Genomic DNA, 23,597 nt, shown 5'->3' with positions numbered 1-23,597 from the left:
CGAGGCCCTCGCTCGGTGCGAATAGTCGTCCAGGCAGCTCAGGCCGAGCCGGCGTCGATCACCGCTCGTGCACATTTCGCGACCACCGACGGGTCGACCTTGACCACGCGACGGTCGTACGTCAGCAGGCCGTTGACCTCGTTCTCGACATCGGTCGTCTGGGTATAGACCGCGCCGGACAGGCCTCGCTCGACCACCACTCGCTCCAGAGCAGCGCTCACCTCCGCGTAGCGCTCGGTCAGCCGCTCCCGGGTCGGCGTCATCTCGTACGCGTTCGGCGGGCCGGGCCAGCGGTGGTCGTCCAGAACCAGACCGAGGCCGCCGTACTCGCCGTCGACGATCGCTCGGCCGTCGGTGACCGCCGGCGTACCCGGGCCCACGTACGTGTGGTCGTCGTAGACGTCGCCCGCGCCCGTGTCCGGACGGGAGAAGCAGCAGTTGACGCCGCTGTTCGCGATCACCAGCCGGGTTGGGTCGAGGGCTTTGACCAGTTCCGCGACACGGGCCGTGTCGAACTCGCCCCAGCCCTCGTTGAACGGCACCCAGCCGACGATCGACGGGACCGCCCGCAGCTGAGTGATCATTTCGATCAGTTCCGCCTCGAACCGCTCGCGCGCCTGCGGGACCGGGTCCGGCGCGATGCCGGGCGGGCCGTCGAACGACACCGTCAGCGACGGCATGTCCTGCCAGACGACCAGGCCCAGTGTGTCGGCCCAGAAATACCAGCGCGCCGGCTCGACCTTGACGTGTTTGCGGACGAAGTTGAACCCCAGCTCTTTCGTCTTCTCGAGGTCGAAGCGGAGGGCGTCGTCGGTGGGCGCGGTCGAGATTCCGTCCGGCCAGTAGCCCTGGTCGAGCGGGCCGTGCAGGAACGTGGGCCGGCCGTTGAGGGCGATCCGCGGGCGGCCTTCGGAGTCCGGGAGCAGACCGATCGTCCGGAGACCGGCGTAGCTGCCGACTTCGTCCAAAACCGCGCCATGCCGGTCGAGCAGCTGGACGCGCAGTTTGTAGAGGTGCGGGTCGTCGGGCGTCCAGAGGTGTGGTTCAGGAACGTCCACGCGCACCGACGTCCCCGCCGCGCCCGAGCCGCGTACGACTTCGCCGTCTGTGGTCGAAACGACGACCACGACCTCGCCGCCGCCGGTGACCTGCGGCAACACCGTCACGCCGGTGAGGTCCGGGGTCAGGTCCAGGCGTTCGACGCGGGTCTCGGGCACCGGCTCGAGCCACACCGTCTGCCAGATCCCGGACGACGCCGTATAGCAGATTCCGCCGGGCGCGTTGCGCTGCTTGCCGACCGGGAAGGGCTCGATGTCGGTGCGGTCTTCGGCCCGCACGGTCAGCTCCTGCGGCCCCGATGCCCGCAGGATGTCGGTGATGTCGGCGCTGAACGCCGTGTAGCCGCCTTCGTGCGTCGCGACGAGCTGGTTGTTGACCCAGACCTTCGCCGTCTGGTCGACCGCGCCGAAGTGCAGCAGGACGCGCTGGCCGCGCCAGTCGGACGGGATCTCGACCAGGCGCCGGTACCAGAGGACCTCGTCGCGTCGGCCGATTCCGGACAACGCCGACTCCGGTGGGAACGGGACCAGGATCCGCTCGGCGTAGCCGGACGGCCGTGGTTCGTCCGGCGACGACGGCCAGCCCGCGTACTCCCAGACGCCGTTGAGGCTCAGCCATCGCGGCCTGGTCAGCTGGGGCCGCGGGTACTCGGGCAGGGCGTTGTCCGGGCCGACCTCAGCGGACCACGGGGTGGACAGGGTCGGGTCAAGCCGGCGCCAGCCGGTGTCCTCTGGTGCAGTCATCCCGGCCGATGGTGGCAGAGATCGCCGGGCTCGCCAGTGAGTCGGGCCACATTCCGCGACGGATCTGGCCGGTCGGCTGGCACGGGCGCCGTTAGGTCGTCCCGACTCGCGAGTAACCTCTGCGCATGCGTGTGCTGATGCTGTCCTGGGAGTACCCGCCAGTGGCCATCGGTGGCCTGGCCCGGCACGTGCACGCGCTCGCCTGCCACCTGGCCCGCCAGGGTCACGAGGTCGTCGTCCTCTGCCGGCACGCCGCGGGCACCGACGCCGGGACGCACCCGCGTACCGACCGCGTCGTCGAGGGCGTGCGGATCATCCGGGTCGCCGAGGACCCGATGCACGTGACGTTCGAACGCGACCTCGTCGCCTGGACGCTGGCCATGGGGCACGCCATGATCCGCGCGGCGCAGGACCTCCTGCGGGGCTGGCAGCCGGACGTCGTGCACGCGCACGACTGGCTGGTCTCGCACCCGGCCATCGCGATCGCCGAGGCCGCGCGGGTGCCGCTGGTCGGCACGATTCACGCGACCGAGGCCGGGCGGCACTCCGGCTGGCTGTCGCACCCGCTGAACCAGCAGGTTCACTCGGTCGAGTGGTGGCTGGCGAACCGCGCCGACGCGCTGATCACCTGTTCGCAGGCCATGCGCCGCGAAGTCGCGCACCTCTTCGAGGTCGAGGCCGGCGACGTCACGGTAATCCACAACGGCATCGAGGAACGCGGCTGGCAGGTGCCGGCGAAGGAGATCGCCCGCGCCCGCGAGGTCTACAGCCCGGCCGGCGCGCCGCTGTTGCTCTATTTCGGACGACTCGAGTGGGAGAAGGGCGTGCAGGACCTGCTGGCCGCGCTCCCCCGGATCCGGCGCCGCCACCCCGGCACGCGAGTGGTCGTCGCCGGAAAAGGACGACACTTCGATGAGCTGGTCGAGCAGTCGCGGAAGCTGCGGGTGCGGCGCGCGGTCGACTTCGTCGGGCACCTGTCCGACCGCGACCTGCGCGCGGCGCTCGCCGCGGCCGACGCCGTGGTGCTGCCCAGCCGGTACGAGCCGTTCGGGATCGTCGCGCTGGAGGCCGCGGCGGCGAAGGCACCGCTGGTCGCGTCGACGGCCGGCGGGCTCGGCGAGGTCGTGGTGCACGGCGAGACCGGGCTGGCGTTCAGCCCCGGCGATGTCGCGGAACTGGCCAACGCGGTGACGGCCGTGCTCGACGACGCACCGGCCGCGGCGAAGCGGGCGAAGGCCGCGCAGTCGCGATTGGCCGCGGACTTCGACTGGGGGCGCATCGCCGAGGCGACCGCCGAGGTCTACAAACGGACCAAGCCGGGCGAGCCGGTCGAGCTGCCGCGGCCGAAGATCGCCACCGGCAACGCCTTCGAGCCGGTCGCGGCCGGGATCCCGGAACTGTAGGTAGCGGTCGCCGGTGTGGTGACGACGAGGGCTCGACGACGCGACGCCGTGGTCTGCCGCCCGTGTCGAAGCGACGAAGCGCGCAACGTAAAACCGAACTATAGGTATCGGCCCGCTCAGAAGCGGCAGGGCCGGACGCAGTCGGTGTGCGCCGAGGTGGGCGCGGGCACCGTCGCCGTGGCGCCGAACGAGAACGAAAAAACGACGAAAGCGGCTGCGACGACAGCTCTCAACCTGCTGGTCATGGGGACTCCTCGGGAAGACCGGCGCAAGGACGCGCCTCGCAGCGAGCATCCGCGTCGGTTCCCGGGGAAACAATAAGCGGAACACTAAGGGCCGGTACCCATTCGCCTTCCGTGACCGGTCAGCGGGTGCCGATCAGGATGCGGACGCGCACTTGCTCCCGCAGTGGTCCGTGCGGCGACAACGCCTCCCGGACGCGCTCGGTGAACGCCGGCCGCGCCTCGGCCGCCGGTAGCTGCGACGGGCTCATGGCCGAAAAAACGCCACCGACGATCTCCTCGATGCTCAACGAACCGTCATACGTGATGACCTGGGAATCGACGACGTACCCCGCGTCCGAGAGGGCGGTCGCGTAGCGCGATTGGCTCGTCTCGTCCGTGCCGCACGTCCGGTGCACCGGTGTCCCCAAATGTGACGAGACGACCTCGCGCAGCGCCGCCGACCACGCCGTGTCCTGCAGCCACAGCGGCTCGCCGTTGGTCACCACCGCGACACCGCCGCCCGGGCGCAGCAGCGGGTGCGTCGCCGCGAACAGCCGCGCGTGGTCCATCCAGTGCAACGCCTGCGCCACCGTCACCGCACCGAGCCGGCCCGGACCGAGAGCCGGCGCCAGCGCGCCGACGTCGGAGTCCGCGCCCAAGAGCCAGCTCACGTTCGGCGGCGAACCCGCCTTGCGGGCCTGGTCGAGCATCGCCGGTTCCGGGTCCATGCCCAGCACCGCGCCCGCCCGGGGCGCCAGGACCCGGGTGAGCTGGCCGGTGCCGCAGCCGAGGTCGAGCACGACGTCGTCGCGTGTCAGCTCGAACGCCGTCGCCAGCGCGTCCCCCACCGCGGGTGGGTAGCCGCGGCGGAACCGCTGGTAGTACTCGCTCACTTCGCCGCCGAACGCCGGTGCCGTCATGGCACGAGCATGCCCACGGCCGGCCGCGAAAGGGTGCGGTTACGCCCGAAGCGGACTCAGAAGACCGGCAGCAGGACGCCGTGCTCGGACTCCGGACGCGGGCCGAAGATGCGGCGGTCGGACTCCGCGATCGGGGCGTCGTTGATGCTCGCCTCCCGCCGGCGCATCAGGCCTTCGTCGCTGAACTCCCACAGCTCGTTGCCGTAGCTGCGGAACCACTGGCCGTCGGCGTTGCGGGACTCGTACTGGAACCGGACGGCGATGCGGTTGACGCGGAAGCCCCACAGCTCCTTGCGCAACGCGTAGTCCAGCTCGCGCTCCCACTTCGCCGTCAGGAACCTGACGATGTCCGCGCGGCCCACGACGTGCTGGTCGCGATTGCGCCACACCGAATCCTCCGTGTAGGCCAGCGAGACCCGCTCCGGGTCGCGGGTGTTCCACGCCTCCTCGGCGGCCTGGACCTTCTGGCGGGCGGTGTCCTCATCGAACGGCGGGAACGGCGGACGCGGGGTCATGAGGGCTCCTTACCAACGAGGAGAACGTCCGTTCTCCTGCCATCCCGCTAGACTAGAGAACGCGCATTCTCCACGCCAGAGGCAGGTGACATGACTCCCACGGAGGCGACCGACCGGCTCCTGGAAGCCGCCGAGGAGCTCTTCTACGCCCACGGCGTCCAGGCGGTCGGGATGGACGCTGTCCGGGCGCACTCGGGCGTCTCGCTCAAGCGGCTCTACCAGACCTTCCCGGCGAAGAACGACCTGGTCGAGGCCTATCTCCGGCGTCGCGACGAGCGCTGGCGGAGGTCGTTGCGCGAATTTGTCCACACCCGCGGCGGCGACCCGCTCGCCGTGTTCGACTGGCTCGGGAACTGGTTCTCCGAACCCGGCTTCCGCGGCTGCGCGTTCGTCAACTCCTTCGGCGAGTTCGGCGAGCCGGCCCCGGGCATCGCGGCCGCGATCCGCGAGCACAAGGATCGCGTCCGCGCTTTCCTGCGTGGTCTCGTTCCTGACAAGACCACCGCCGACCAGCTGTTCTCGCTGGTGGAAGGCGCGACAGTGCTCGCCGCGATCACCGGCGACCCGGCCGAAGCGAGCACGGCCCGCGAAGCCGCGAAGGTCCTTCTGGCCACTCAGGGGTAGAGCGTCAACCTCGGGTCCAGCGCGACCGCCGTTAGCTCGGCGAGGCTCAGCGGCGGCGGCATGTGCGGCAGACGGTGATCTGGGCCGACGCAGTGGGCTGACCCCCGAAATGAACTGGTCCGGCGACGGGGAGCCACCGTCACCGGACCAGTCCGGCCCACACCATCCCAACCAGTGTGGAACCGGCCGCCCCTCGTCAGGTAGGGGCGGCCGGAGCTCGAAGCACTCCTTACCGCTGAGAGCGCATCGAACAGCCCTGCTACCGGGCGTCCGTGAGGTACCGCGCGTAGGCACCCGTCGTGAGGAAGCTCGGCAGCTTCTCACCCAGCGCGGTCTCGGTGAAGATCTCGTACGCGTCGGCGAGGCGGTTGCCGGTACCCAGCTCCGCCCGCACCGTCGCGAGTTCCTCGTCCAGGTACTCGACCGCCAGCTCGCGGGTCAGCGCCGTGCCGTCCTCGAGCTTCGTGCCGTTGCGGATCCACTGCCAGACCTGGCACCGCGCGATCTCCGCCGTGGCCGCGTCCTCCATCAGGTTGTGGATCGCCGCCGCGCCGGTGCCGCGCAGCCACGCGTCGACGTAGCGCAGCGCGACGTTGATGTTCGCGCGGACACCCGCTTCGGTGACCTCGCCGCCTGCGCTGGCCACGTCGAGCAGGTCTTCGGCGGTGACATTGACGTCGTCGCGCAGCTTGCCGAGCTGGTTGGGCCAGCCGCCGAGCACGCCGTCGAAGACCTCGCGGCAGATCGGGACCAGGCCCGGGTGCGCGACCCACGAGCCGTCGAAACCGTCGCCGGCCTCGCGCTCCTTGTCGGCGCGGACCTTTTCGGCCGCGGTCGCGTTGATCTCCGGGTCCTTACTCGGGATGAACGCGGCCATGCCGCCGATCGCGTGCGCGCCGCGCTTGTGGCAGGTGCTCACCAGCAGCTCGGTGTAGGCGCGCATGAACGGCACGGTCATCGTGACCTGCGCGCGGTCCGGCAGCACGAAGTCGGCGCCGTGCGCGGCGAAGTTCTTGATCAGGCTGAAGATGTAGTCCCAGCGCCCGGCGTTGAGACCCGCCGCGTGCTCGCGCAGGTCGTAGAGGATCTCGTCCATCTCGAACGCGGCGGTGATCGTCTCGATCAGCACCGTGGCGCGGATCGTGCCGCGCGGGATGCCGAGCTCGCGCTGCGCCAGCAGGAAGACGTCGTTCCACAGCCGCGCTTCGAGGTGGTTCTCGAGCTTCGGCAGGTAGAAGTACGGGCCGACGCCGCGCGCGAGCAGCTGGCGCGCGTTGTGGAAGAAGAACAGCCCGAAGTCGACCAGGCTCGCCGAGACGGGGCGGCCGTCGATGCGGATGTGCTTCTCCACCAGGTGCCAGCCGCGGGGACGCGCGACGATCGTCGCGGGCTCGTCGCCGATCGTGTACTGCTTGCCGGCCTCGGTGGTGAAGTCGATGTTGCGGCGGATCGCGTCGAACAGGTTGAGCTGGCCGTCGATGACGTTGTGCCACGTCGGCGACGTCGCGTCCTCGAAGTCCGCCAGCCACACCTTCGCGCCGGAGTTCAGCGCGTTGACCGTCATCTTGCGGTCGGTCGGGCCGGTGATCTCGACGCGGCGGTCCTCCAGGCCCGGCGCGGTCGGCGCGACGTTCCAGGACTCGTCGTCGCGGATCCGGCGGGTCTCGGGCAGGAAGCCGAGCGGCTTCTCCCCGGACTGCAGTTCCTCGCGCCGCACGCGGCGGGCGTCGAGCAGCTCACGCCGGCGGCCGGCGAACGTGTTGTCCAGCTTGGCCAGGAAGTCGAGTGCCGCCGGGGTCAGGATTTCGGCGAACCGGCCTTCGACCTCGCCGGTGACCTCGATGCGGTAGTTCAGCCGATCAACCATGGGGTGCCTCCGCGAGCAGAGCTGTGCAGGGAAGGAAAGAAGGGAGGGGACGCGGCCTGACGACGGAAGGGGGTCGCCGTCAGGCCGCGACCGGGATCAGTGGAACTGGGCTTCTTCGGTGGAGCCCTTGAGCGCCGTGGTGGAGCTCTCCGGGTTCAGCGCCGTCGCGACGTTGTCGAAGTAGCCCGTACCGACCTCGCGCTGGTGCTTGGTCGCGGTGTAGCCGCGGCTCTCCGAAGCGAACTCGCGCTCCTGCAGGTCGACGTAGGCGGTCATGCCCTCGCGGGCGTAACCGTGCGCCAGATCGAACATCGAGTAGTTCAGCGCGTGGAAACCGGCCAGCGTGATGAACTGGAACTTGTAGCCCATGTGGCCGAGCTCGCGCTGGAACTTCGCGATCGTCGCGTCGTCCAGGTGCTTCTTCCAGTTGAACGACGGCGAGCAGTTGTAGGCCAGCATCTGGTCCGGGAACTTCGCCTTGATGGCCTCGGCGTACTTGCGCGCCACCTCGAGGTCCGGCTCCGAGGTCTCCATCCAGAGCAGGTCGGCGTACTGGGCGTAGGCCAGGCCGCGCTCGATGCACGGCTGGATCCCGTTGGTCACCTCGTAGAAGCCCTCGGCGGTGCGGCCGCCGGTCAGGAACTGCTGGTCACGCTCGTCGACGTCGCTGGTCAGCAGCGTCGCGGCCTGCGCGTCGGTGCGGGCGACGATCAGCGACGGCACGTTCAGCACGTCCGCGGCGAGGCGGGCGGCGTTCAGCGTGCGCTCGTGCTGCTTGGTCGGGATGAGGACCTTGCCGCCGAGGTGGCCGCACTTCTTCTCCGACGCGAGCTGGTCTTCCCAGTGCACGCCCGCGGCGCCGGCCGCGATCATGCCCTTCATCAGCTCGAACGCGTTGAGCGGGCCACCGAAGCCGGCCTCGGCGTCGGCGACGATCGGCGCGAACCAGTCGATGTCGGTGTTGCCCTCGGCCCAGTTGATCTGGTCGGCGCGGCCCAGCGCATTGTTGATCCGGCGGACCACCGCCGGCACCGAGTTGGCCGGGTAGAGGCTCTGGTCCGGGTAGGTCTGGCCGGACAGGTTGGCGTCCGCCGCGACCTGCCAGCCGGACAGGTAGATGGCCTGCAGGCCCGCGCGGACCTGCTGGACGGCCTGGTTGCCGGTGAGGGCGCCGAGCGCGTGGATGTAGTCCTCGGTGTGCAGGAGGTCCCACAGCTTCTCCGCGCCGCGGCGGGCCAGGGTGTGCTCCTCGACCACGCTGCCGCGCAGCTTGACGACGTCCTCAGCCGAGTAGGAGCGCTGCACGCCCGCCCAGCGGGAGTCGTTCGCCCACTGCGCCGCCAGCTCCGCGGCCGCCTGCTTGGCCTGTTCCGTCATCGGATCTCCCGGTGTTGCGAAGTTTGCGATTGCTCGCCTTGCTTGGCCTGACCCTTGCATGGCAGGGGAAATCCGATCCAGCTGTCCAAGTTGCCAATTTGTGCGAAGGGTACGTACGCTCTTTGCAAAGGTTGCGAATCGCCGTTTCGCAACGGCACCGAAAATCCGCGTTCTTGACCGTTCACGTAACCGTTCAGGACCGGAAACCTTCCGGAGAGGTGGGCTCGAATGGAGAAGACTTTCGCCGGAGCGAGGTTGCGTCATCTGCGCGAAAGCCGGGCGATGAGCCAGGCCGACCTCGCTCGTGTGCTGGAGATCTCACCCAGCTACCTCAACCAGATCGAGCACAACTCGCGTCCGCTGACGGTCCCGGTGCTGCTGCGGATCACGCAGGCGTTCGGGGTGGACACCGAGTTCTTCGCGAACAACGACACGTCGCGGCTGGTCGCCGACGTCAAGGAAGCCCTGCTCGACGAGGTCCTCGGCGTCGACGTCACGACCAGCGAGCTCAACGAACTGGCGTCGAACCTGCCGGCGGTCGCCCAGGCGCTGGTCAAGCTGCACCGCAGCTACCGCAACGCCGTCGAGAACACCGCCGCGCTGACCACCGAAAACGGCCTGGGCATGCACGGCAGTGCGGCTTCAGCGCTACCGCACGAGGAGGTCCGGGACTTCTTCTACGAACGCGAGAACTACGTCGCCGAACTGGACGAACGCGCCGAGAAGATGGCGGCCGACATCCCGCTGCAGCGCGGCCAGGTGCTCGGCGCGCTGAAGGAACGGCTTTGGCAGCGCTACGGCGTCGAGGTGACCAACGACGGGATCGACGAGTCCGCCGGTCAGCAGCACCGCTACGAGCCGGTGACGCGGGTGCTGCGGCTGGCGCCGAGCCTGCGGGTCGGCCAGCAGGCGTTCCGGATGGCTTCGCAGATCGCGCTGCTCGAGTACGACGACCTGATCACCGAGCTGGCCGACTCGTGGGCGTTCTCCGGGCCGGCCGCGCGCTCACTGGCACGAGTGGGCCTGGCGAACTACTTCGCGGGGGCGCTGATCCTCCCCTATGGACCATTCCTGGCCACAGCCGAGCGGTTCCGCTACGACATCGAGCGGCTGTGCGACCACTACGGCGTCGGCTTCGAGACCGTGTGCCACCGGCTGTCCACCCTGCAGCGTCCGAAGCAGCGCGGGGTGCCGTTCTCGTTCGTGCGGGTGGACCGGGCGGGGAACATGTCGAAGCGCCAGTCGGCCGCGGGCTTCCACTTCTCCCGGGTGGGTGGCGCCTGTCCCTTGTGGAACATCTACGAGGCGTTCACCCAGCCGGGGAAAATCCTCACCCAGATCGCGACGTTGCCCGACGGGAAGAGCTACTTCTGGATCGCGCGGACGATTTCGCGCAACATCGGCGGGTACGGCAGCCCCGGGAAGACGTTCACGGTCGGCCTGGGCTGCGAACTGCGCCACGCCGGGCGGCTCGTCTATTCGACCGGTCTCGATCTGGACGAGCCGGCCGCCGCGACACCCATCGGGATGGGCTGCAAAGTCTGCGAACGGCCGGCTTGCTCCCAGCGCGCGTTCCCGACGATCGGCAAGCAGCTCACCGTCGACGAGAACACCAGCACCTTCGTCCCCTACCCGGCGGTGCCGAAGGGCTGATCACCCGATCACGTGCGTGGTCCACTTCGCCTCGTCCGGGCCGAGCAGCGTGATGCGGTCGAGCAGGCTTTGCGCGTCGATGCCCGCCGCCGCCGGCTGGTCGATCCGGACGCAGGCCTGCAGGCTGTTGCCCTTCGTGCAGAGCGGCGAGCCGTAGTCGGTTTTCCGGCCACCCGGTACGGAGACGGTGATCTCTGCGTGCGTCCCGTTCGACGCGTACGCCAGCATCACCCGCCACGGGACGCCATCGGTGTCCGGGCGGCGCGTCAAGAAGCCGTCCTCGAGGCGGAACGTCCCCGGCAAGCCGGCGATGCGCAGCGGCAGCGGCACCGGCCGGTCCGCGAAGACAGCGTGCTCGGCCACCCGGACCAGCACCTGCTGCCGGTCCGGGCCGGTGAGGTGGAAGGCGAGCAGCTCGGCCCACCGGCCGTCCGGCGTCCGCCACCGCAGGTGGCTCTGGCCGTGGTTGAGCGGGTCGTTCGCGTAGCTCGTGAGCCAGTAGCCGTCGCGGTCACCGATCCGGACCGGGATCCGCGTCGCCTGGTCGCCCAGCTCACCCGGCACGGGCGGCTCCTGGTCGGAAACCGACAACGAGATCTGCGGCGGCTGCTCGCCACGGCCGACGGCCTCCGTCGTGTCACCGTGCGCGCCCACGGAGTACCCGATGCCGGCGACCTCCTCCGGCAGCCAGCCGAAGCCCGTCTTGGCCACGATCGGATCACGGGACGGATCCGGGGTCGGCGGGAGCGCGGTCCCCACGGCGTCCGTGGCCGCGGGCACCGAGGGGCGCGAGACCGACACCGCGGTCACACCCCCGGCCGCGACCACCGCGGCACAGCCCAGGACCAGCGCCGTGGTCCGAACGCGACGACGACGTCCGCCGGCCCGGCGCGCGCGGTCGATGTCGATCCGGGGCGGCGGCGCGGGCGCGTCGGCCAGGTCCTTCAGCATCGTGGACAGCTCGGTGTCGGTCATGTTCGTCCCTCCGCGATCGGCTCGCCCAGCAGCTCGCGGAGCGTCTCCACGGCTTTCGCGGTCTGGCTCTTGACGGTGCCTTCGGAACACCCGAGGGTCCGGGCGGTGTCGGCGACCGGCAGGTCGCCGAAATAGCGCAGGACGACGGTCGCCCGCTGGCGCGCGGGCAGCCGGTCCAGCGCGGCCCGCAGGTCGAGCGCCGAGTCGACGTCCGGGCCGGGCGCCGGCGGCGGGTCGTGGTCGGCGCCGCGCAGGTCCACCCGCCGCCACCACGACGTCCGCTGCTCGGCCAGGTACGCGTTGACCAGCGTGCGGCGCGCGTAGCCGTCGAGGTTGTCCGCCCGGGAAGCCCGCGGCCAGTTCGCGTAGAGCCGGGTGATCGCCGTCTGGACGAGGTCGTCGGCCCGGTGCCAGTCCCCGCAGAGCAGGTACGCGACCTTGCGCAGCCAAGCCGACCGCGCCGTCACGTAGTCCGTGAAGCCCGCCTCCATGGAACCCCCATCCTGTTCGTCACCCCTTTGATGCGGCCGGAGGGCCGGGCGGTTGCCCGGGACGCGCGAGTCGTAGATTCATCGGGGTGCACGACATCGACACGGTGACCGCGGCGACCATCGAAAAGGCCGCCGAGCGGCTGGCCGGGGTGGTGACCCGCACGCCGCTGGAGCCGAGCGCGCGGCTGTCGTCCCGGGTGAACGCCCAGGTCTGGGTGAAGCGCGAAGACCTGCAGACCGTCCGGTCGTACAAGATCCGCGGCGCCTACAACTTCATCGTCCAGCTCGAAGCGGACGTACGCGCGCTCGGCGTGGTCTGCGCCAGCGCCGGCAACCACGCCCAGGGCGTCGCGTACGCGTGCCGGAGGCTCGGCGCGAACGGCCGCGTGTACGTCCCGGGGACCACGCCGCGGCAGAAGCGCGAACGCATCGCGACGCTCGGCGGCGCGCACATCGAGGTCATCGTCGTCGGCGAAACGTACGAAGACGCCTTCGCCGCGGCCAACGAGGACGCGCAGCGCACCGGCGCGACGCTCGTGCCGGCCTTCGACGACGTCCGCACCGTCGCCGGCCAGGGCACGGTCGCTTTGGAGGTCATCGAGCAGCTCGGCTTCGTCCCCGACGTCGTGGTCGTCCCGGTCGGCGGCGGCGGGCTGCTCGCCGGCGTCGGCAGCTTCCTGCGCGAACGGCACCCGGACGTCCGGATCGTCGGCGTCGAACCCGCGGGCGCGGCGTGCATGGCGGCCGCTTTGGAGGCTGGGCAACCGGTGCGGCTGCCCGAGCTCGACTCGTTCGTCGACGGCGCCGCGGTGCGCATCGCCGGCAACGTCACCTACCCGCTGATCCGCGAGAGCGGCGCCGAGCTGACCTCGGTCGCCGAGGGCGCGATCTGCACCGAGATGCTGGCGATGTACCAGTCCGACGGGATCATCGCCGAGCCCGCGGGCGCGCTGGCCGCGGCCTCGCTCGGCTCGGTGGTCGAGGTGGAGCCGGGGCAGACCATCGTCGTCGTGGTCTCCGGCGGCAACAACGACGTCAGCCGCTACAGCGAGATCCTCGAACGCTCGCTGATGCACGAAGGGCTGAAGCACTACTTCCTCGTCGGGTTCCCGCAGGAGCCGGGCGCGCTGCGGCGGTTCCTCGAGCAGGTACTCGGGCCCGAGGACGACATCACCCGCTTCGAGTACGTCAAGCGCACCAACCGCGAAATGGGCCCGGCGCTGGTCGGCGTGGAAATCGCCCGGTCGTCCGACCTGCCGGGCCTGCTGTCGCGGATGGACGCGAGCCCGCTCCAGGTGGAGCGGATCGAGCCGGGCAGCCCCCTGTTCCACTTCCTGCTCTGACCACGTGGTCCACTAGGCGGATGGTGAAGGTCGACGGGGTCCGCAGTGTCGAGGCGTTGCGCGAAAAGGTCCACGAGGGTGCGGAGCCCGAATACCTGCTGTTCTACGGGCACACGCCCACGAAGTCCGGGCGGGTGACGTCGAGCTGCCTGAGCCAATGGTGGGTCGACCCGTTCGAGGCCGACGGCGTCGTCTACCCGACCGCCGAGCACTACATGATGGCCGGCAAGGCCGAGCTGTTCGGCGACCACGAGAAGGCTGCGCTGATCCGGGAGACGCCCGACGCGAAGGCGGCGAAGGTGCTCGGCCGCGAGGTCGCCGATTTCGACGCCGCCCTCTGGGAGCGGCACCGGTTCGACATCGTCGTCGACGGCAACCTGGCCAAGTTCCGCGCTCACCGTGACCTGCGCCGGTTCCTGCTCGCCACCGGCGAGGCGGTGCTCGTCGAGGCGTCGAAGAAGGACCTCGTGTGGGGCACCGGGCTCGCGCGCGAGGAGAAGAACGCGACCAAGCCGGACTACTGGCGCGGGTTGAACCTGCTCGGCTTCGCCCTGATGGAGGTTCGCGAGCAGCTGCGGGCTCGCACCTGAGTCACGGCTTGGGGGTCGGTGCGCCCGGGCACGACTCCGACGTCGTCTCGCCCGTGTCGAAGAAAGTGACAGCGGCTTCGGCGCAGGGCAGCGACGACAGCGAGCCGTGCGCGTCGTCCTCGACGGTCATGAGCGTGCCACCGATCTTCTGCTGCATCCGGATCGCCCAGCCGATGGGCGTGACCGGCTCGTAGGCGTGGCCGACGAGCTGCAGCGGGCTTTGCCCTTTCGCGAACGACCACGGCCGCGCGTCCAGCGGCCAGCCGACGCAGAGCTGTTCGTAGAGGCCGTAGCCGCCCGCGACCGGGAGGCGCTTCATCCGGTCGAGGCGGTGCTGCCAGACGGTGTCGAAGTCCCGGGGGCTCGGCGACTCGTTGCAGAGCAGGGCCGTCTGCTGGAAGTGGTTGAACGCTTGCGGCTCGCCGTCCCAGCCGAAGCCCGTGGTCTTCTTTTCGACAACGGGCGCGCCGCCGTCTCGGATGGCCGCGAGCTGCTTCGCCAGGCCTGCCCACTCCCGGCGCGGGTTGGCGAGCATGCCGTTCACGGTCGCGCCGAACTCGGCGCGCAGGTCGAGGAGAGCTTTCGCGACTACAGGCTCAGTGGTCCCGAAGTGGTAGACGGCGTCGTAGCGGGCGATCCAGGACGCGAACTCGTGGAAAGTGTTCTCACCGGCGGTTGCCTGGTCGTCGTCCATTTCGGTGACGTTCAGGTCCGGTGACATGACGGAGTCGAGCAGCATCTTGTCGACGTGGTCGTCGAAGAGCGACCGGTACTGCGCGCCGAGCGCGGTGCCCCAGGAGACGCCGTAGTAGCCGATCTTGTCCTCGCCGAGGGCCTGCCGGATCCGGTCCAGGTCGCGGGCGATGGTCGGCGTGGTCAGGTTCCGGACGAAGGCGGGGTGCGCGGCGACGCACTCGCGGTTCGCGGCGGCCGCGCGCTCCGCGGCTTCGCGGGCCTTGTCTTTGTCGGGGACGCCGGGGTCGGGCTCCGGGAAGTCGACCGCGCACGGCAGGTCGGCGCTGTAGCCGACGCCCCGCGGGTCGAAGCCGATGAGGTCGTGATGGACGCCGATGCCACCGGCCCGACTGCCGGCGATACTGCGCGGCATGGTCAGCCCGGACTGACCGGGGCCGCCGGGATTCAGCAGGACGGCGCCGGTGCGCGCACCGGTCGCCCGGATCCGGCTCACGGCGATGTCGATTTTCGGACCACCGGGGTCGGCATAGTCGAGCGGGACCGGGACGAGGGCGCACTCGCTGCGCTGGTCATCGGAATCCCAGCCTTTCGCGACGGCGGAGCAGAGCTGCCAGGAGACACCCTCCGCAGCGGCAACCGCGGGAGCAACAGGGACGAGCGCCACGGCGGCGAGCAACGGGACGGCGAACCGGGTGATCGACATGGGCCCAGGCTGCCGGGAGTGCGCCGGCGGGAGATCGGCCGATCAGCCGATGATCACCGCCGAACGGCCGGGGACCGAGGAGATGGTCGCCTTCCGGACCACAACGGCGGCCGCGGCTCAGCTGGGCTGTGGTCGGGTTCCGGACCATCGCCCTGCCGAGCCCGGCTCACTGCGGGGCGGGCCAGTTGGCCCCATGGTCGAGTTCCGACCATCGCCGAGCCGGGCAGGCCGCGAGCCAGGATCAGCCGAGCCTTGGCCGATTCCGACCATCACCGGACCGAGCCCAGCCGACTGCCCGTAAGACGGATCGAGCTCCTCCGTTCCGACCGTCGCCGTGCCGAGCCAGATCGGCCGAGCCGTCGTCAGTTTTCGGCTATCGGCGAGTCTCCTCCGCCGAGGCCGACGAACATTGTCTGGTGCAGGCCGCGTACGTGCTTCCTCGTCACCCTCGCCGCCGCATCCGGGTCGCCTGCCGCCAGTGCCTTCACCAATCGCGCGTGGTCGCGGTTCGACTCTCGCAGCTTCGCCATTGGGTACGGCAAGTAGAACCGGTACAGCTCGGCCAGCACCGCCTCGTACTGGGCCACCGCCGCGGGCGGGCCGGGGGCGGCTACCGCTCGGTGGAACTCCGCGTCCAGCTCGTGGAACTCCGCCCAGCCCGTCGCCGTGTCCATGCGGGCGACCAATGTCCGCAAGCGCGGTAGGTCCGGTGACCGCTTCGCCACCAGCTGGACCAAGCCCGCCTCCAGGACCAGGCGGTGGTCGATCAGCTCGCGGACCTCGGCCGCCGACTCGCGGTAGGCGCCGACCTCGCGGACTCGCTCCGCCGGTGGATCCGCGGCCACCAGCGTTCCGCCTCCTCGGCCGCGGCGGCGCTCGATCAGGCCCTCGCCGACCAGGGACTCCAAGGCCCTCCGCACGGTGATCTCCGCGACGCCGAGGGCCCGCGCGATCTCGGCGTTCGCCGGTAGGCGCTCGCCCGGCTTCAACAGGCCCAGCTCCACCGCGAGCGCGATGCGGGCGCGGACCGTGTCCAGTGCCGACAGCCGCCGGATGCCGGTCAGGGCCGCCGCGCTCAGGTCTGCCGTCGCCATGAACCGACCGTACCGCACAAATTGCTCACCTTGAGCAGTCTTGTTTAAGTGTTCAAGATGGACTATTTTTCGTCCATGCCGCGACCACTGCCGATCGCCCTTGTGCAAGCGCCGCCCCGGCCCGTCGGAGACGCCGGGTTCGCGGGCGAGGTCGAAGCGGTCCTTCGCCGGTTTCCGGACACGCGCCTGGCCGCGTTCCCCGAGTTGCACCTCTGCGGCGTCGACGGCGAAGGCGACGAACGCACCGAGCAGCTCCGGGCCGCCGCCCAGCCCCTGGCCGGAAAACGGACCACGGAACTCGCCGAGCTGGCCGGCGACCTGGGGATCTGGCTCGCGCCCGGCACCGTTTGCGAAGAAGGCGACCACGGCGAGCTGTTCAACACCGCCCTGGTCTTTTCCCCGCGAGGCGAGCTGGCCGGCTGGTACCGCAAGGTCTTCCCCTGGCGGCCGCACGAGCCCTACGACCCCGGCGACCGGTTCGTCGTCGCCGATCTGGCCGACGCCGGCCGCGTCGGCTTCTCCATCTGCTACGACGCCTGGTTCCCCGAAGTGACCCGGCACCTCGCCTGGATGGGCGCCGAGATCGTGCTCAACCCCGTCCAGACCACGACCCCCGACCGCGCCCAGGAGCTCGTCCTGGCCCGGGCGAACGCCATCGTCAACCAGGTCTTCGTCGCCAGCGTGAACACGGCCGGCCCGTTCGGGATGGGCGACAGCCTGCTCGTCGGGCCCGAGGGCGACGTGCTCGGCGCGCTGCCCGGACCCGGCGACGGCGTTCTCGCCCACACGATCGACCTCGACGAGGTGGCGCACGTTCGTCGCGACGGCACCGCGGGCACCAACCGCATGTGGGCGCAGTTCACCCCCGCCGACGCGCCCCTCGACCTGCCGCTCTACCAGGGCCGGATCGACCCGGACCGCTGGCGTCCACGAGAAGGAGACGACCGATGACCTCCACGGCCGCGGCCCCGGCCGCCCTGCAGCGCCGGCTCGGCCTGCCCGGCGTCGTCCTGTTCGGGCTCGCCTACATGGCTCCGCTGATCGTGCTCGGCACGTTCGGCATCGTCGCGACGACGACCGAGGGCACCGTTCCCTCGGCGTACCTGCTCGCGCTCGTCGCGATGCTGTTCACCGCGGCGAGCTACGGGAAGATGGCCGCGACCCACCCCGTCGCCGGCTCGGCCTACACGTATGTCCGGAAAGCGGTCGACGCCCGCGCCGGGTTCCTCGTCGGCTGGGCCGTGCTGCTCGACTACTTCTTCCTGCCGATGGTGATCTGGCTGATCGGCGGCGCCTACCTCTCGGCCGAGTTCCCGGGCGTGCCCAATTGGATCTGGTTGATCACTTTTATCCTGCTGACGACCATCCTCAACGTCCTGGGCATCAAGATCGCCGAGAAAGCGAACTTTGTGCTGATGGCGTTCCAGATCCTGGTGATCGGGTTCTTCGTCGTTCTTTCGGTCAAGCAGGTGCTGCACGTCGGGGGCTCGCTGGCCAGCACCCAGCCGTTCTTCCACCCGGGCGCCACGCTGGGGACGATCTCCGGCGGCGCCGCGCTCGCGACGTACTCCTTCCTCGGGTTCGACGCCGTGACGACGTTGACCGAAGAGACGACCGAGCCGCGCAAGACGATCCCCCGCGCCATCCTGCTGACCGCGCTGATCGGTGGCGGCATCTTCATCGTGCTGGCCTACTTCACCCAGCTCGCGCACCCGGGCAGCGCGTTCACCGACGAGTCGTCCGCCGCGTTCGAAATCGCGACGACGATCGGCGGCAACCTCTTCGCGTCGTTCTTCCTCGCCGGTCTGGTCGTCGCGCAGTTCGCGTCGGGGATCGCCGCGCAGGCGAGCGCGTCGCGGCTGATGTTCGCCATGGGCCGCGACGGCGTGCTGCCGCGGATCTTCGGCAAGCTCCAGCCGAAGTTCGCGACGCCGGTGTTCGGCATCGTCCTGACCGGGCTCGTCGGACTGGTCGCGCTGTCGCTGGACGTCAGCACGTCGACGTCGTTCATCAACTTCGGGGCGTTCACGGCGTTCACGTTCGTCAACGTCAGCGTCCTGGCGACGTGGCTGCGCGACCGCTCCGGGAAACGCGTCCTGACCTGGGTGGTCTTCCCGGTGATCGGCGCCGTGGTCGATTTGTGGCTACTGGTCAACCTGGACGGCGTTGCGCTGATCTTCGGGCTGGTCTGGCTGGCGATCGGCATCGTCGTGCTGGCGGCCATCACCCGCGGGTTCCGGCGGCCGCCGCCGGAGATGACCTTCGAGGAGTAGTCAGCCGCCCGGGCAGTCGTTGCCGCCGCCGCTGCGCTCGACGCAGTGGCGCGGCTCCGGCGGGGGCGGCGGGGCGTCCCGGACGTGGTGGACCCTGACCATCACGGCGACCACGAGGGCCAGGACCACGCAGATCCCGAAGAACCAGGCATACCCACGGCGCCGCCCGAAGGCCGCCACGACCACGCCCACCAGCGACATTCCCGCGCCGAGCCATGCCGACCAGGTCAGGTAGCCGTCGCCCGCGTGACTGCTCGTGCCGAACAGCGAGAAGCTCGCCGCGAAACCCTGCAAGAACAAGAACGGGACGACGAGCAGCAGGCCCACGGTGCACAGCGCCAGCACGAGCGACGACCAGACGGTCCGGTGTTCCCCCACGCGGCCATCTTGCCCAGGCGAACAAGAGAAAACCTGAGTAGATCTACTGCTCGAGGGTCTTCTGCAGTGCCTTGTTCGCCTTCCGCGCCATGTCGGCGACGGCTTCACGACGGGCAGCGTCGGCCGCGTAGTCCTCTTCGCGGTTACGCACCACGCGGGCCGGCATGCCGACCGCGATCGAGTAGTCCGGAATGTCACCACGGACGACCGCGTGCGCGCCCAGCACCGAGCCGCGGCCGATGCGGGTGCCCTTCAGCACGCTGACCTTCGTGCCCAGCCACGTGTCCGGCCCGATGCGCACCGGCGACTTCACGATGCCCTGGTCCTTGATCGGGACGTGGATGTCGGCGATGACGTGGTCGAAGTCACAGATGTACACCCAGTCGGCGACCAGCGTCGCCGCGCCGAGCTCGATGTCGAGGTAGCAGTTGATCACGTTCTGGCGGCCGAACACGGACTTGTCGCCGATCCGCAGCGAACCCTCGTGGCAGCGGATCGCGTTGCCGTCGCCGATGTGCACCCAGCGGCCGATCTCCAGCCGCCCGTAGCCCGGCCGGCAGTGGATCTCGACGTCCTTCCCGAGGAAGAGCATTCCGCGCAGGATGATGTGCGGGTTCGCGACCCGGAACTTGAGCAGCCGGTAGTACCGGACCAGGTACCAGGGCGTGTACGCGCGGTTGCGCAGCACCCAGCGCAGCGAGTCGGCGGTCAGGAACTTCGCCTGCCGCGGATCGCGCCGCGCGCGCCGCCAGGCCCGCACCCGCGACAGTGCGGGCGCACCCCACATCGACGTCATGCCCGTGACCGTAACCTGTGTACGGGACGGGTTCACAGGCAAGGGGAGCTGGATGGGCACGAAGCTGATCATCGACACCGACCCGGGCGTCGACGACGCGCTGGCGATCGCGCTGGCGGCACTGTCCCCGGACGTCGACCTGCTGGGCGTGACGTCGGTGTTCGGCAACGTGCCGCTGGACCGCACCACCGCGAACGCGCGCCGCCTGCTGGAGCTGTTCGGCCGCACCGACGTGCCCGTGGCCGCCGGCGCCGCGCGGCCGCTGGTGTATTCGAAGCCGCGCGACGCCAAGGAGGTCCACGGCGGCGACGGCCTGTCGGGCCACTCCTACACGCTGCCGGAGGCGACCCGCCCGCTCGAGGAGCGCGACGCCGTCAGCCTGATGCTGGACCTCCTGGAGTCGTCGGACGAGCCGGTGACCATCGCGCCGATCGGGCCGCTCACCAACATCGCCGCGCTGTTCGCGGCCCACCCGGGCGCGGCGGCGAAGATCGCGCGGCTCGTGATCATGGGCGGCGGGGTGACGTTCGGCAACAGCACCACCGCCGCCGAGTTCAACATCTGGAGCGACCCCGAATCGGCCCGCCGGGTGCTGGTCGAGGAGGACGTCCCGGTCGTGCTGGTGCCGCTGGACCTCACCCACCGCTGCGCGGTCGACGCCGACTGGCTGGCGAAGCTCGCCGCGTCGGGCCCGATCGGTGCCACCCTCGAGGGCCTCACCTCCACCTATCGGCAGCACTACACGCGCGTGTTCGGCGAGGACCGGATGGTCATGCACGACGCCGTCGCGGTCGCGGAGGCGATTTCGCCGGGAATCCTCCACACCGAGACCTACCGCGTCGACGTCGACTGCGGGCTGGGCCCGGCGCGCGGGCAGACCCTGGTCGACCGGCGACGACTCGGCGAAGACGATCCGCAGTTCAGTCCCGGCCGCCCGATCGAGGTCGCGATGGACACCGACCTCGACGGCCTGCGCGGCTTCGTCCTCGACCGGCTGACCGGAGCCGCCCGGTGAGCGAAGAGCCCGACGTCGTGCCGATCGAAGAGCCCGAGGCCGCACCGGCGGAGAAGCCCCGCCGCCGGAAGGCCGCTGTCGTGGTGGCCGCGGTGGTGGTGATCGCCGCCGCGCTCGTGGTCGGCGTCCAGTTCGCGCCGAAGCAGCAGGAGACGACGAACGCCGCCGCGACGGTCACGCGGTCGACGTCTGTCCCGAAAACGACCACGCCCCCGCAGACGTCCGCGCCGCCGAAGGTGCCCGAAGCGAGCGAGTTCGACGCCTGGGCGTCCAAGACCAGCCAGTGGCTCGACATCCCGCTGCGCGCGATGGTCGGCTACGCGAAGGCGACGACGAAGCTGGCCAAGGACGTCCCCGGCTGCCACCTGTCGTGGGTGACGCTGGCCGCGGTCGGGAAAGTGACCACGGACCACGGCCGCGCGCAGGGCGGGCAGGTCGGCGCCACCGGCGTCCTCGACAAGCCGCTGCCGACGATCGAGGTGCGCGACTTCTACGACAAGGTCGTCTCGACGGCGAACGCCGCCGGGCCGATGCAGGTCGCCCCCGCGATCTGGGCCAAGTACCAGGCGAGCTACGCGGGCGGGAAGCCCGATGTCCAAAACATCGACGACGCCGCGCTGACCACCGGCCGCGCGCTGTGCGACGGCGGCACCGACCTGTCCCAGGGCCAGCCGTGGTGGGACTCGGTCGCGAAGCTGCAGTCGGCGCCGCTGTTCCTGCACCGGACGCTGGCCACGGTCAACGTCTACGGCACGGTCGGCCAGGGCTCGGCGGCCCCGAACGCCGCGGTGCTGAGCGCGGTGAACTTCGCCATCGACAAGATCGGCCTCCCCTACATCTGGGGCGGCAACGGCACCGGCGGCAACGACCCGGGATTCGACTGCTCCGGCCTGACGACGGCGGCGTACGGCAGCGCCGGCCTCAAGCTGATGCGCACGGCCGACACGCAGTTCCGGAGCGTCCCGCACGTGACCGACCCGCAGCTGGGCGACCTGATCTTCTACGGCGAGCCGGCGACGAAGATCCACCACGTCGGGCTCTACATCGGCAACCAGCAGATGATCGACGCGCCGCAGACCGGCCAGGCGGTGCAGGTGCACTCCTACCGCAAGGACGGCGACGACTACGCGGGAGCCGGCCGCCCGACGGCGTGAGCCGTGGTGCTTTTCCGCGCGAAAAGGATTGGACGCGGTCATACCCGGGCTTGTAGCTTGCCGTTGCCCGTGACACGCCCGAGGAGGTGAGACCCATGAACGCTGCATCGCTGTGGGTGCTCCCCCGTCCCGTCACGGCCGGGCGGCTGACTTAGGTGTCGCCGGGAGCGCCTCGACCACAAGGCACTCCCGAAAGGCACCACCCATGGACTCCCCGAAGTTCGACGTGATCATCGCCGGCTGTGGGCCGACCGGCGCGTTGCTGGCCGCCGAGCTGCGGCTGCACGATGTGCGGGTACTCCTTCTGGAGAAGGAAACCGAGCCCGTTTCGCTCGTCCGCATCGTCAGCCTGCACATCCGCAGCATCGAGCTGATGGCGATGCGCGGACTGCTGGATCGCCTGCTCGAACACGGACGACGGCGTCCGGCCGCCGGATTCTTCGCCGCCATCGCCAAGCCCGCGCCCCAGGGCCTGGATTCCGCGCACGCCTACCTGCTGGGCATCCCGCAGCCGGTCATCGTCCGCCTCCTCGAAGACCACGCGATCCGGCTGGGTGCGCAGGTCCGGCGCGGTTGTGCGGTGGCCGGTTTCGAGCAGGACGACGACGGCGTGACCGTCGAACTGGCCGGCGGGCAGCAGCTGCGTTCGCGATATCTCGTCGGCTGCGACGGCGCGCGCAGTACGGTGCGCAAGCTGCTCGGCGTCGGCTTTCCCGGCGAGCCCTCGCGGAACGACACTCTCATGGGCGAAATGGAAGTGGGTGTGCCGCCGGAGGAGATCGCCGCCAAGGTGACTTCGATCCGCGAGCGCCCTCAGCGATTCTGGCTCCGCCCCTTCGGCGAAGCGGTCTACAGCGTCGTCGTCCCCGCCGAGGGAGTCAGCGACCGCGCGGAACCGCCCACCCTCGACGATTTTCGGCACCAGTTGCGCACCATCGCCGGAACGGATTTCGGCGTGCACTCCCCGCGCTGGTTGTCCCGCTTCGGGGACGCCACCCGGCTGGCCGAAAGTTATCGCGTCGGGCGGGTGCTGCTGGCCGGCGACGCGGCGCACATCCATCCGCCCATCGGCGGGCAGGGCCTCAACCTGGGCGTTCAGGACGCGGTCAACCTCGGCTGGAAGCTGGCCGCCCGGGTCCGCGGCTGGGCGCCGGACACATTGCTGGACACCTACCAGGCCGAACGTCATCCCGTCGCCGAGGACGTGCTGGACAACACCCGCGCCCAGACGGAACTGCTGTCCACCGGACCGGGCCCGCGGGCCGTGCGCAGGCTGCTCACCGAACTGATGGACTTCGACGAGGTGAACCGCCACCTGCTCGAGAAGATCACCGCGACCGGGATCCGCTACGACTTCGGCGAAGGCCCTGACCTGCTCGGCCGCCGCCTGCCCGACATCGACGTGCAGCACGGCCGGCTCTACGGTCTGCTGCATCGCGGCCGCGGACTGCTGCTGGACCGCACCGCACGCCTGACCGCCGGCGGCTGGTCGGACCGGGTCGACCACCTCGCGGATCCCACCGCGGCGCTGGACGTTCCGTGCGTCCTGCTCCGCCCCGACGGCCACGTCGCCTGGATCGGCGACGATCAGCGGGACCTGGACGACCACCTCGCCCGCTGGTTCGGCCCGCCCGCCGGGATCGCGTGACCGGCTGCGCCCTCCGGCGAGATGTGGCCAAGATGGGAAGCCCCCGTACCGAGGAG

The 23,597-nt window shown here is 70.3% G+C and carries 22 protein-coding genes; 10 read left to right on the top strand and 12 right to left on the bottom strand.

The window, feature by feature from the left end:
• Window positions 1-38: 38 nt before the first annotated feature.
• On the bottom strand, window positions 39-1,802 hold the full coding sequence (locus tag AB0C38_RS22690; RefSeq protein WP_360676532.1) for a sugar-binding domain-containing protein: 1,764 nt from the start codon (window positions 1,800-1,802) through the stop codon (window positions 39-41).
• Between the two features lie 125 nt (window positions 1,803-1,927).
• Here AB0C38_RS22690 and AB0C38_RS22685 point away from each other — a divergent pair, with 125 nt between their 5' ends.
• Entirely contained in the window at window positions 1,928-3,205 is a 1,278-nt protein-coding gene (locus tag AB0C38_RS22685; protein WP_360676528.1) for a glycosyltransferase family 4 protein, read from the top strand.
• A 116-nt stretch (window positions 3,206-3,321) separates the two neighbouring features.
• Here AB0C38_RS22685 and AB0C38_RS22680 read toward each other — a convergent pair whose 3' ends face one another.
• The 3 genes from AB0C38_RS22680 to AB0C38_RS22670 all read right to left on the bottom strand — a co-directional run bounded on the left by AB0C38_RS22680 (window position 3,322) and on the right by AB0C38_RS22670 (window position 4,864).
• Window positions 3,322-3,450: a hypothetical protein gene (locus AB0C38_RS22680; RefSeq protein WP_360676525.1), complete on the bottom strand. Its 129-nt coding sequence runs from the start codon at window positions 3,448-3,450 to the stop codon at window positions 3,322-3,324.
• 119 nt (window positions 3,451-3,569) lie between these two features.
• Complete coding sequence (locus tag AB0C38_RS22675; protein ID WP_360676522.1) at window positions 3,570-4,349, bottom strand: methyltransferase domain-containing protein; 780 nt, start codon at window positions 4,347-4,349, stop codon at window positions 3,570-3,572.
• Window positions 4,350-4,405: 56 nt separating this feature from the next.
• The gene (locus tag AB0C38_RS22670) at window positions 4,406-4,864 is read right to left on the bottom strand and encodes a nuclear transport factor 2 family protein (protein ID WP_360676519.1); all 459 of its coding nucleotides are present in this window, start codon (window positions 4,862-4,864) and stop codon (window positions 4,406-4,408) included.
• Window positions 4,865-4,954: 90 nt separating this feature from the next.
• On the opposite strand from AB0C38_RS22670, the gene AB0C38_RS22665 reads away from it, so the two are divergent.
• Window positions 4,955-5,488, top strand: coding sequence for a TetR/AcrR family transcriptional regulator (locus AB0C38_RS22665; protein ID WP_360676516.1), 534 nt, complete (start codon window positions 4,955-4,957; stop codon window positions 5,486-5,488).
• Window positions 5,489-5,747: 259 nt separating this feature from the next.
• Here AB0C38_RS22665 and aceB read toward each other — a convergent pair whose 3' ends face one another.
• Window positions 5,748-7,355 (bottom strand): malate synthase A, encoded by a 1,608-nt coding sequence (gene aceB / locus AB0C38_RS22660; protein WP_360676513.1) that lies wholly within the window; start codon window positions 7,353-7,355, stop codon window positions 5,748-5,750.
• Between the two features lie 96 nt (window positions 7,356-7,451).
• Window positions 7,452-8,732, bottom strand: a complete 1,281-nt coding sequence (gene aceA, locus AB0C38_RS22655) for an isocitrate lyase (RefSeq protein ID WP_360676510.1) — start codon at window positions 8,730-8,732, stop codon at window positions 7,452-7,454.
• 228 nt (window positions 8,733-8,960) lie between these two features.
• On the opposite strand from aceA, the gene AB0C38_RS22650 reads away from it, so the two are divergent.
• Window positions 8,961-10,385, top strand: a complete 1,425-nt coding sequence (locus AB0C38_RS22650) for a short-chain fatty acyl-CoA regulator family protein (RefSeq protein WP_360676507.1) — start codon at window positions 8,961-8,963, stop codon at window positions 10,383-10,385.
• Here AB0C38_RS22650 and AB0C38_RS22645 read toward each other — a convergent pair whose 3' ends face one another.
• Together AB0C38_RS22645 and AB0C38_RS22640 are read right to left on the bottom strand one after the other, a co-directional pair.
• Entirely contained in the window at window positions 10,386-11,360 is a 975-nt protein-coding gene (locus AB0C38_RS22645) for a hypothetical protein (RefSeq protein WP_360676504.1), read from the bottom strand.
• Complete coding sequence (locus AB0C38_RS22640; protein WP_360676501.1) at window positions 11,357-11,851, bottom strand: SigE family RNA polymerase sigma factor; 495 nt, start codon at window positions 11,849-11,851, stop codon at window positions 11,357-11,359. Before AB0C38_RS22640 ends, AB0C38_RS22645 begins: the two co-directional genes overlap by 4 nt.
• Before the next feature lie 86 nt (window positions 11,852-11,937).
• On the opposite strand from AB0C38_RS22640, the gene ilvA reads away from it, so the two are divergent.
• Window positions 11,938-13,194, top strand: coding sequence for a threonine ammonia-lyase IlvA (gene ilvA, locus AB0C38_RS22635; RefSeq protein ID WP_360676498.1), 1,257 nt, complete (start codon window positions 11,938-11,940; stop codon window positions 13,192-13,194).
• Window positions 13,195-13,214: 20 nt separating this feature from the next.
• Entirely contained in the window at window positions 13,215-13,784 is a 570-nt protein-coding gene (locus AB0C38_RS22630) for an NADAR family protein (protein WP_360676495.1), read from the top strand.
• A 1-nt stretch (window position 13,785) separates the two neighbouring features.
• Here AB0C38_RS22630 and AB0C38_RS22625 read toward each other — a convergent pair whose 3' ends face one another.
• Both AB0C38_RS22625 and AB0C38_RS22620 read right to left on the bottom strand, forming a co-directional pair.
• Window positions 13,786-15,183, bottom strand: a complete 1,398-nt coding sequence (locus AB0C38_RS22625) for an alpha/beta fold hydrolase (protein WP_360676492.1) — start codon at window positions 15,181-15,183, stop codon at window positions 13,786-13,788.
• A gap of 362 nt (window positions 15,184-15,545) precedes the next feature.
• Window positions 15,546-16,277: an FCD domain-containing protein gene (locus AB0C38_RS22620; protein WP_360676489.1), complete on the bottom strand. Its 732-nt coding sequence runs from the start codon at window positions 16,275-16,277 to the stop codon at window positions 15,546-15,548.
• 75 nt (window positions 16,278-16,352) lie between these two features.
• On the opposite strand from AB0C38_RS22620, the gene AB0C38_RS22615 reads away from it, so the two are divergent.
• Window positions 16,353-17,228, top strand: coding sequence for a carbon-nitrogen hydrolase family protein (locus AB0C38_RS22615; protein ID WP_360676487.1), 876 nt, complete (start codon window positions 16,353-16,355; stop codon window positions 17,226-17,228).
• Window positions 17,225-18,550 carry an APC family permease gene (locus tag AB0C38_RS22610; RefSeq protein ID WP_360676484.1) on the top strand — a complete coding sequence of 442 codons (1,326 nt, stop codon included), beginning with the start codon at window positions 17,225-17,227 and terminating at the stop codon, window positions 18,548-18,550. Before AB0C38_RS22615 ends, AB0C38_RS22610 begins: the two co-directional genes overlap by 4 nt.
• On the opposite strand, the gene AB0C38_RS22605 is transcribed toward AB0C38_RS22610, so the two are convergent.
• Window positions 18,551-18,928 carry a hypothetical protein gene (locus AB0C38_RS22605; RefSeq protein WP_360676481.1) on the bottom strand — a complete coding sequence of 126 codons (378 nt, stop codon included), beginning with the start codon at window positions 18,926-18,928 and terminating at the stop codon, window positions 18,551-18,553.
• A 43-nt stretch (window positions 18,929-18,971) separates the two neighbouring features.
• On the bottom strand, window positions 18,972-19,724 hold the full coding sequence (locus tag AB0C38_RS22600) for an acyltransferase (protein WP_360676478.1): 753 nt from the start codon (window positions 19,722-19,724) through the stop codon (window positions 18,972-18,974).
• Window positions 19,725-19,776: 52 nt separating this feature from the next.
• Between AB0C38_RS22600 and AB0C38_RS22595 the strand changes: the two genes are divergently transcribed.
• From AB0C38_RS22595 to rox, 3 genes are all read left to right on the top strand, one after another.
• Window positions 19,777-20,739: a nucleoside hydrolase gene (locus AB0C38_RS22595; RefSeq protein WP_360676475.1), complete on the top strand. Its 963-nt coding sequence runs from the start codon at window positions 19,777-19,779 to the stop codon at window positions 20,737-20,739.
• Window positions 20,740-20,762: 23 nt separating this feature from the next.
• Entirely contained in the window at window positions 20,763-21,893 is a 1,131-nt protein-coding gene (locus AB0C38_RS22590; protein ID WP_360676779.1) for a C40 family peptidase, read from the top strand.
• Window positions 21,894-22,098: 205 nt separating this feature from the next.
• On the top strand, window positions 22,099-23,541 hold the full coding sequence (rox, locus tag AB0C38_RS22585; protein WP_360676472.1) for a rifampin monooxygenase: 1,443 nt from the start codon (window positions 22,099-22,101) through the stop codon (window positions 23,539-23,541).
• The last annotated feature ends 56 nt before the right edge of the window (window positions 23,542-23,597 follow it).

Source organism: Amycolatopsis sp. NPDC048633 (assembly GCF_040650695.1).
Classification (GTDB): domain Bacteria; phylum Actinomycetota; class Actinomycetes; order Mycobacteriales; family Pseudonocardiaceae; genus Amycolatopsis.
This window is presented reverse-complemented; position numbering and strand designations above follow the sequence as displayed.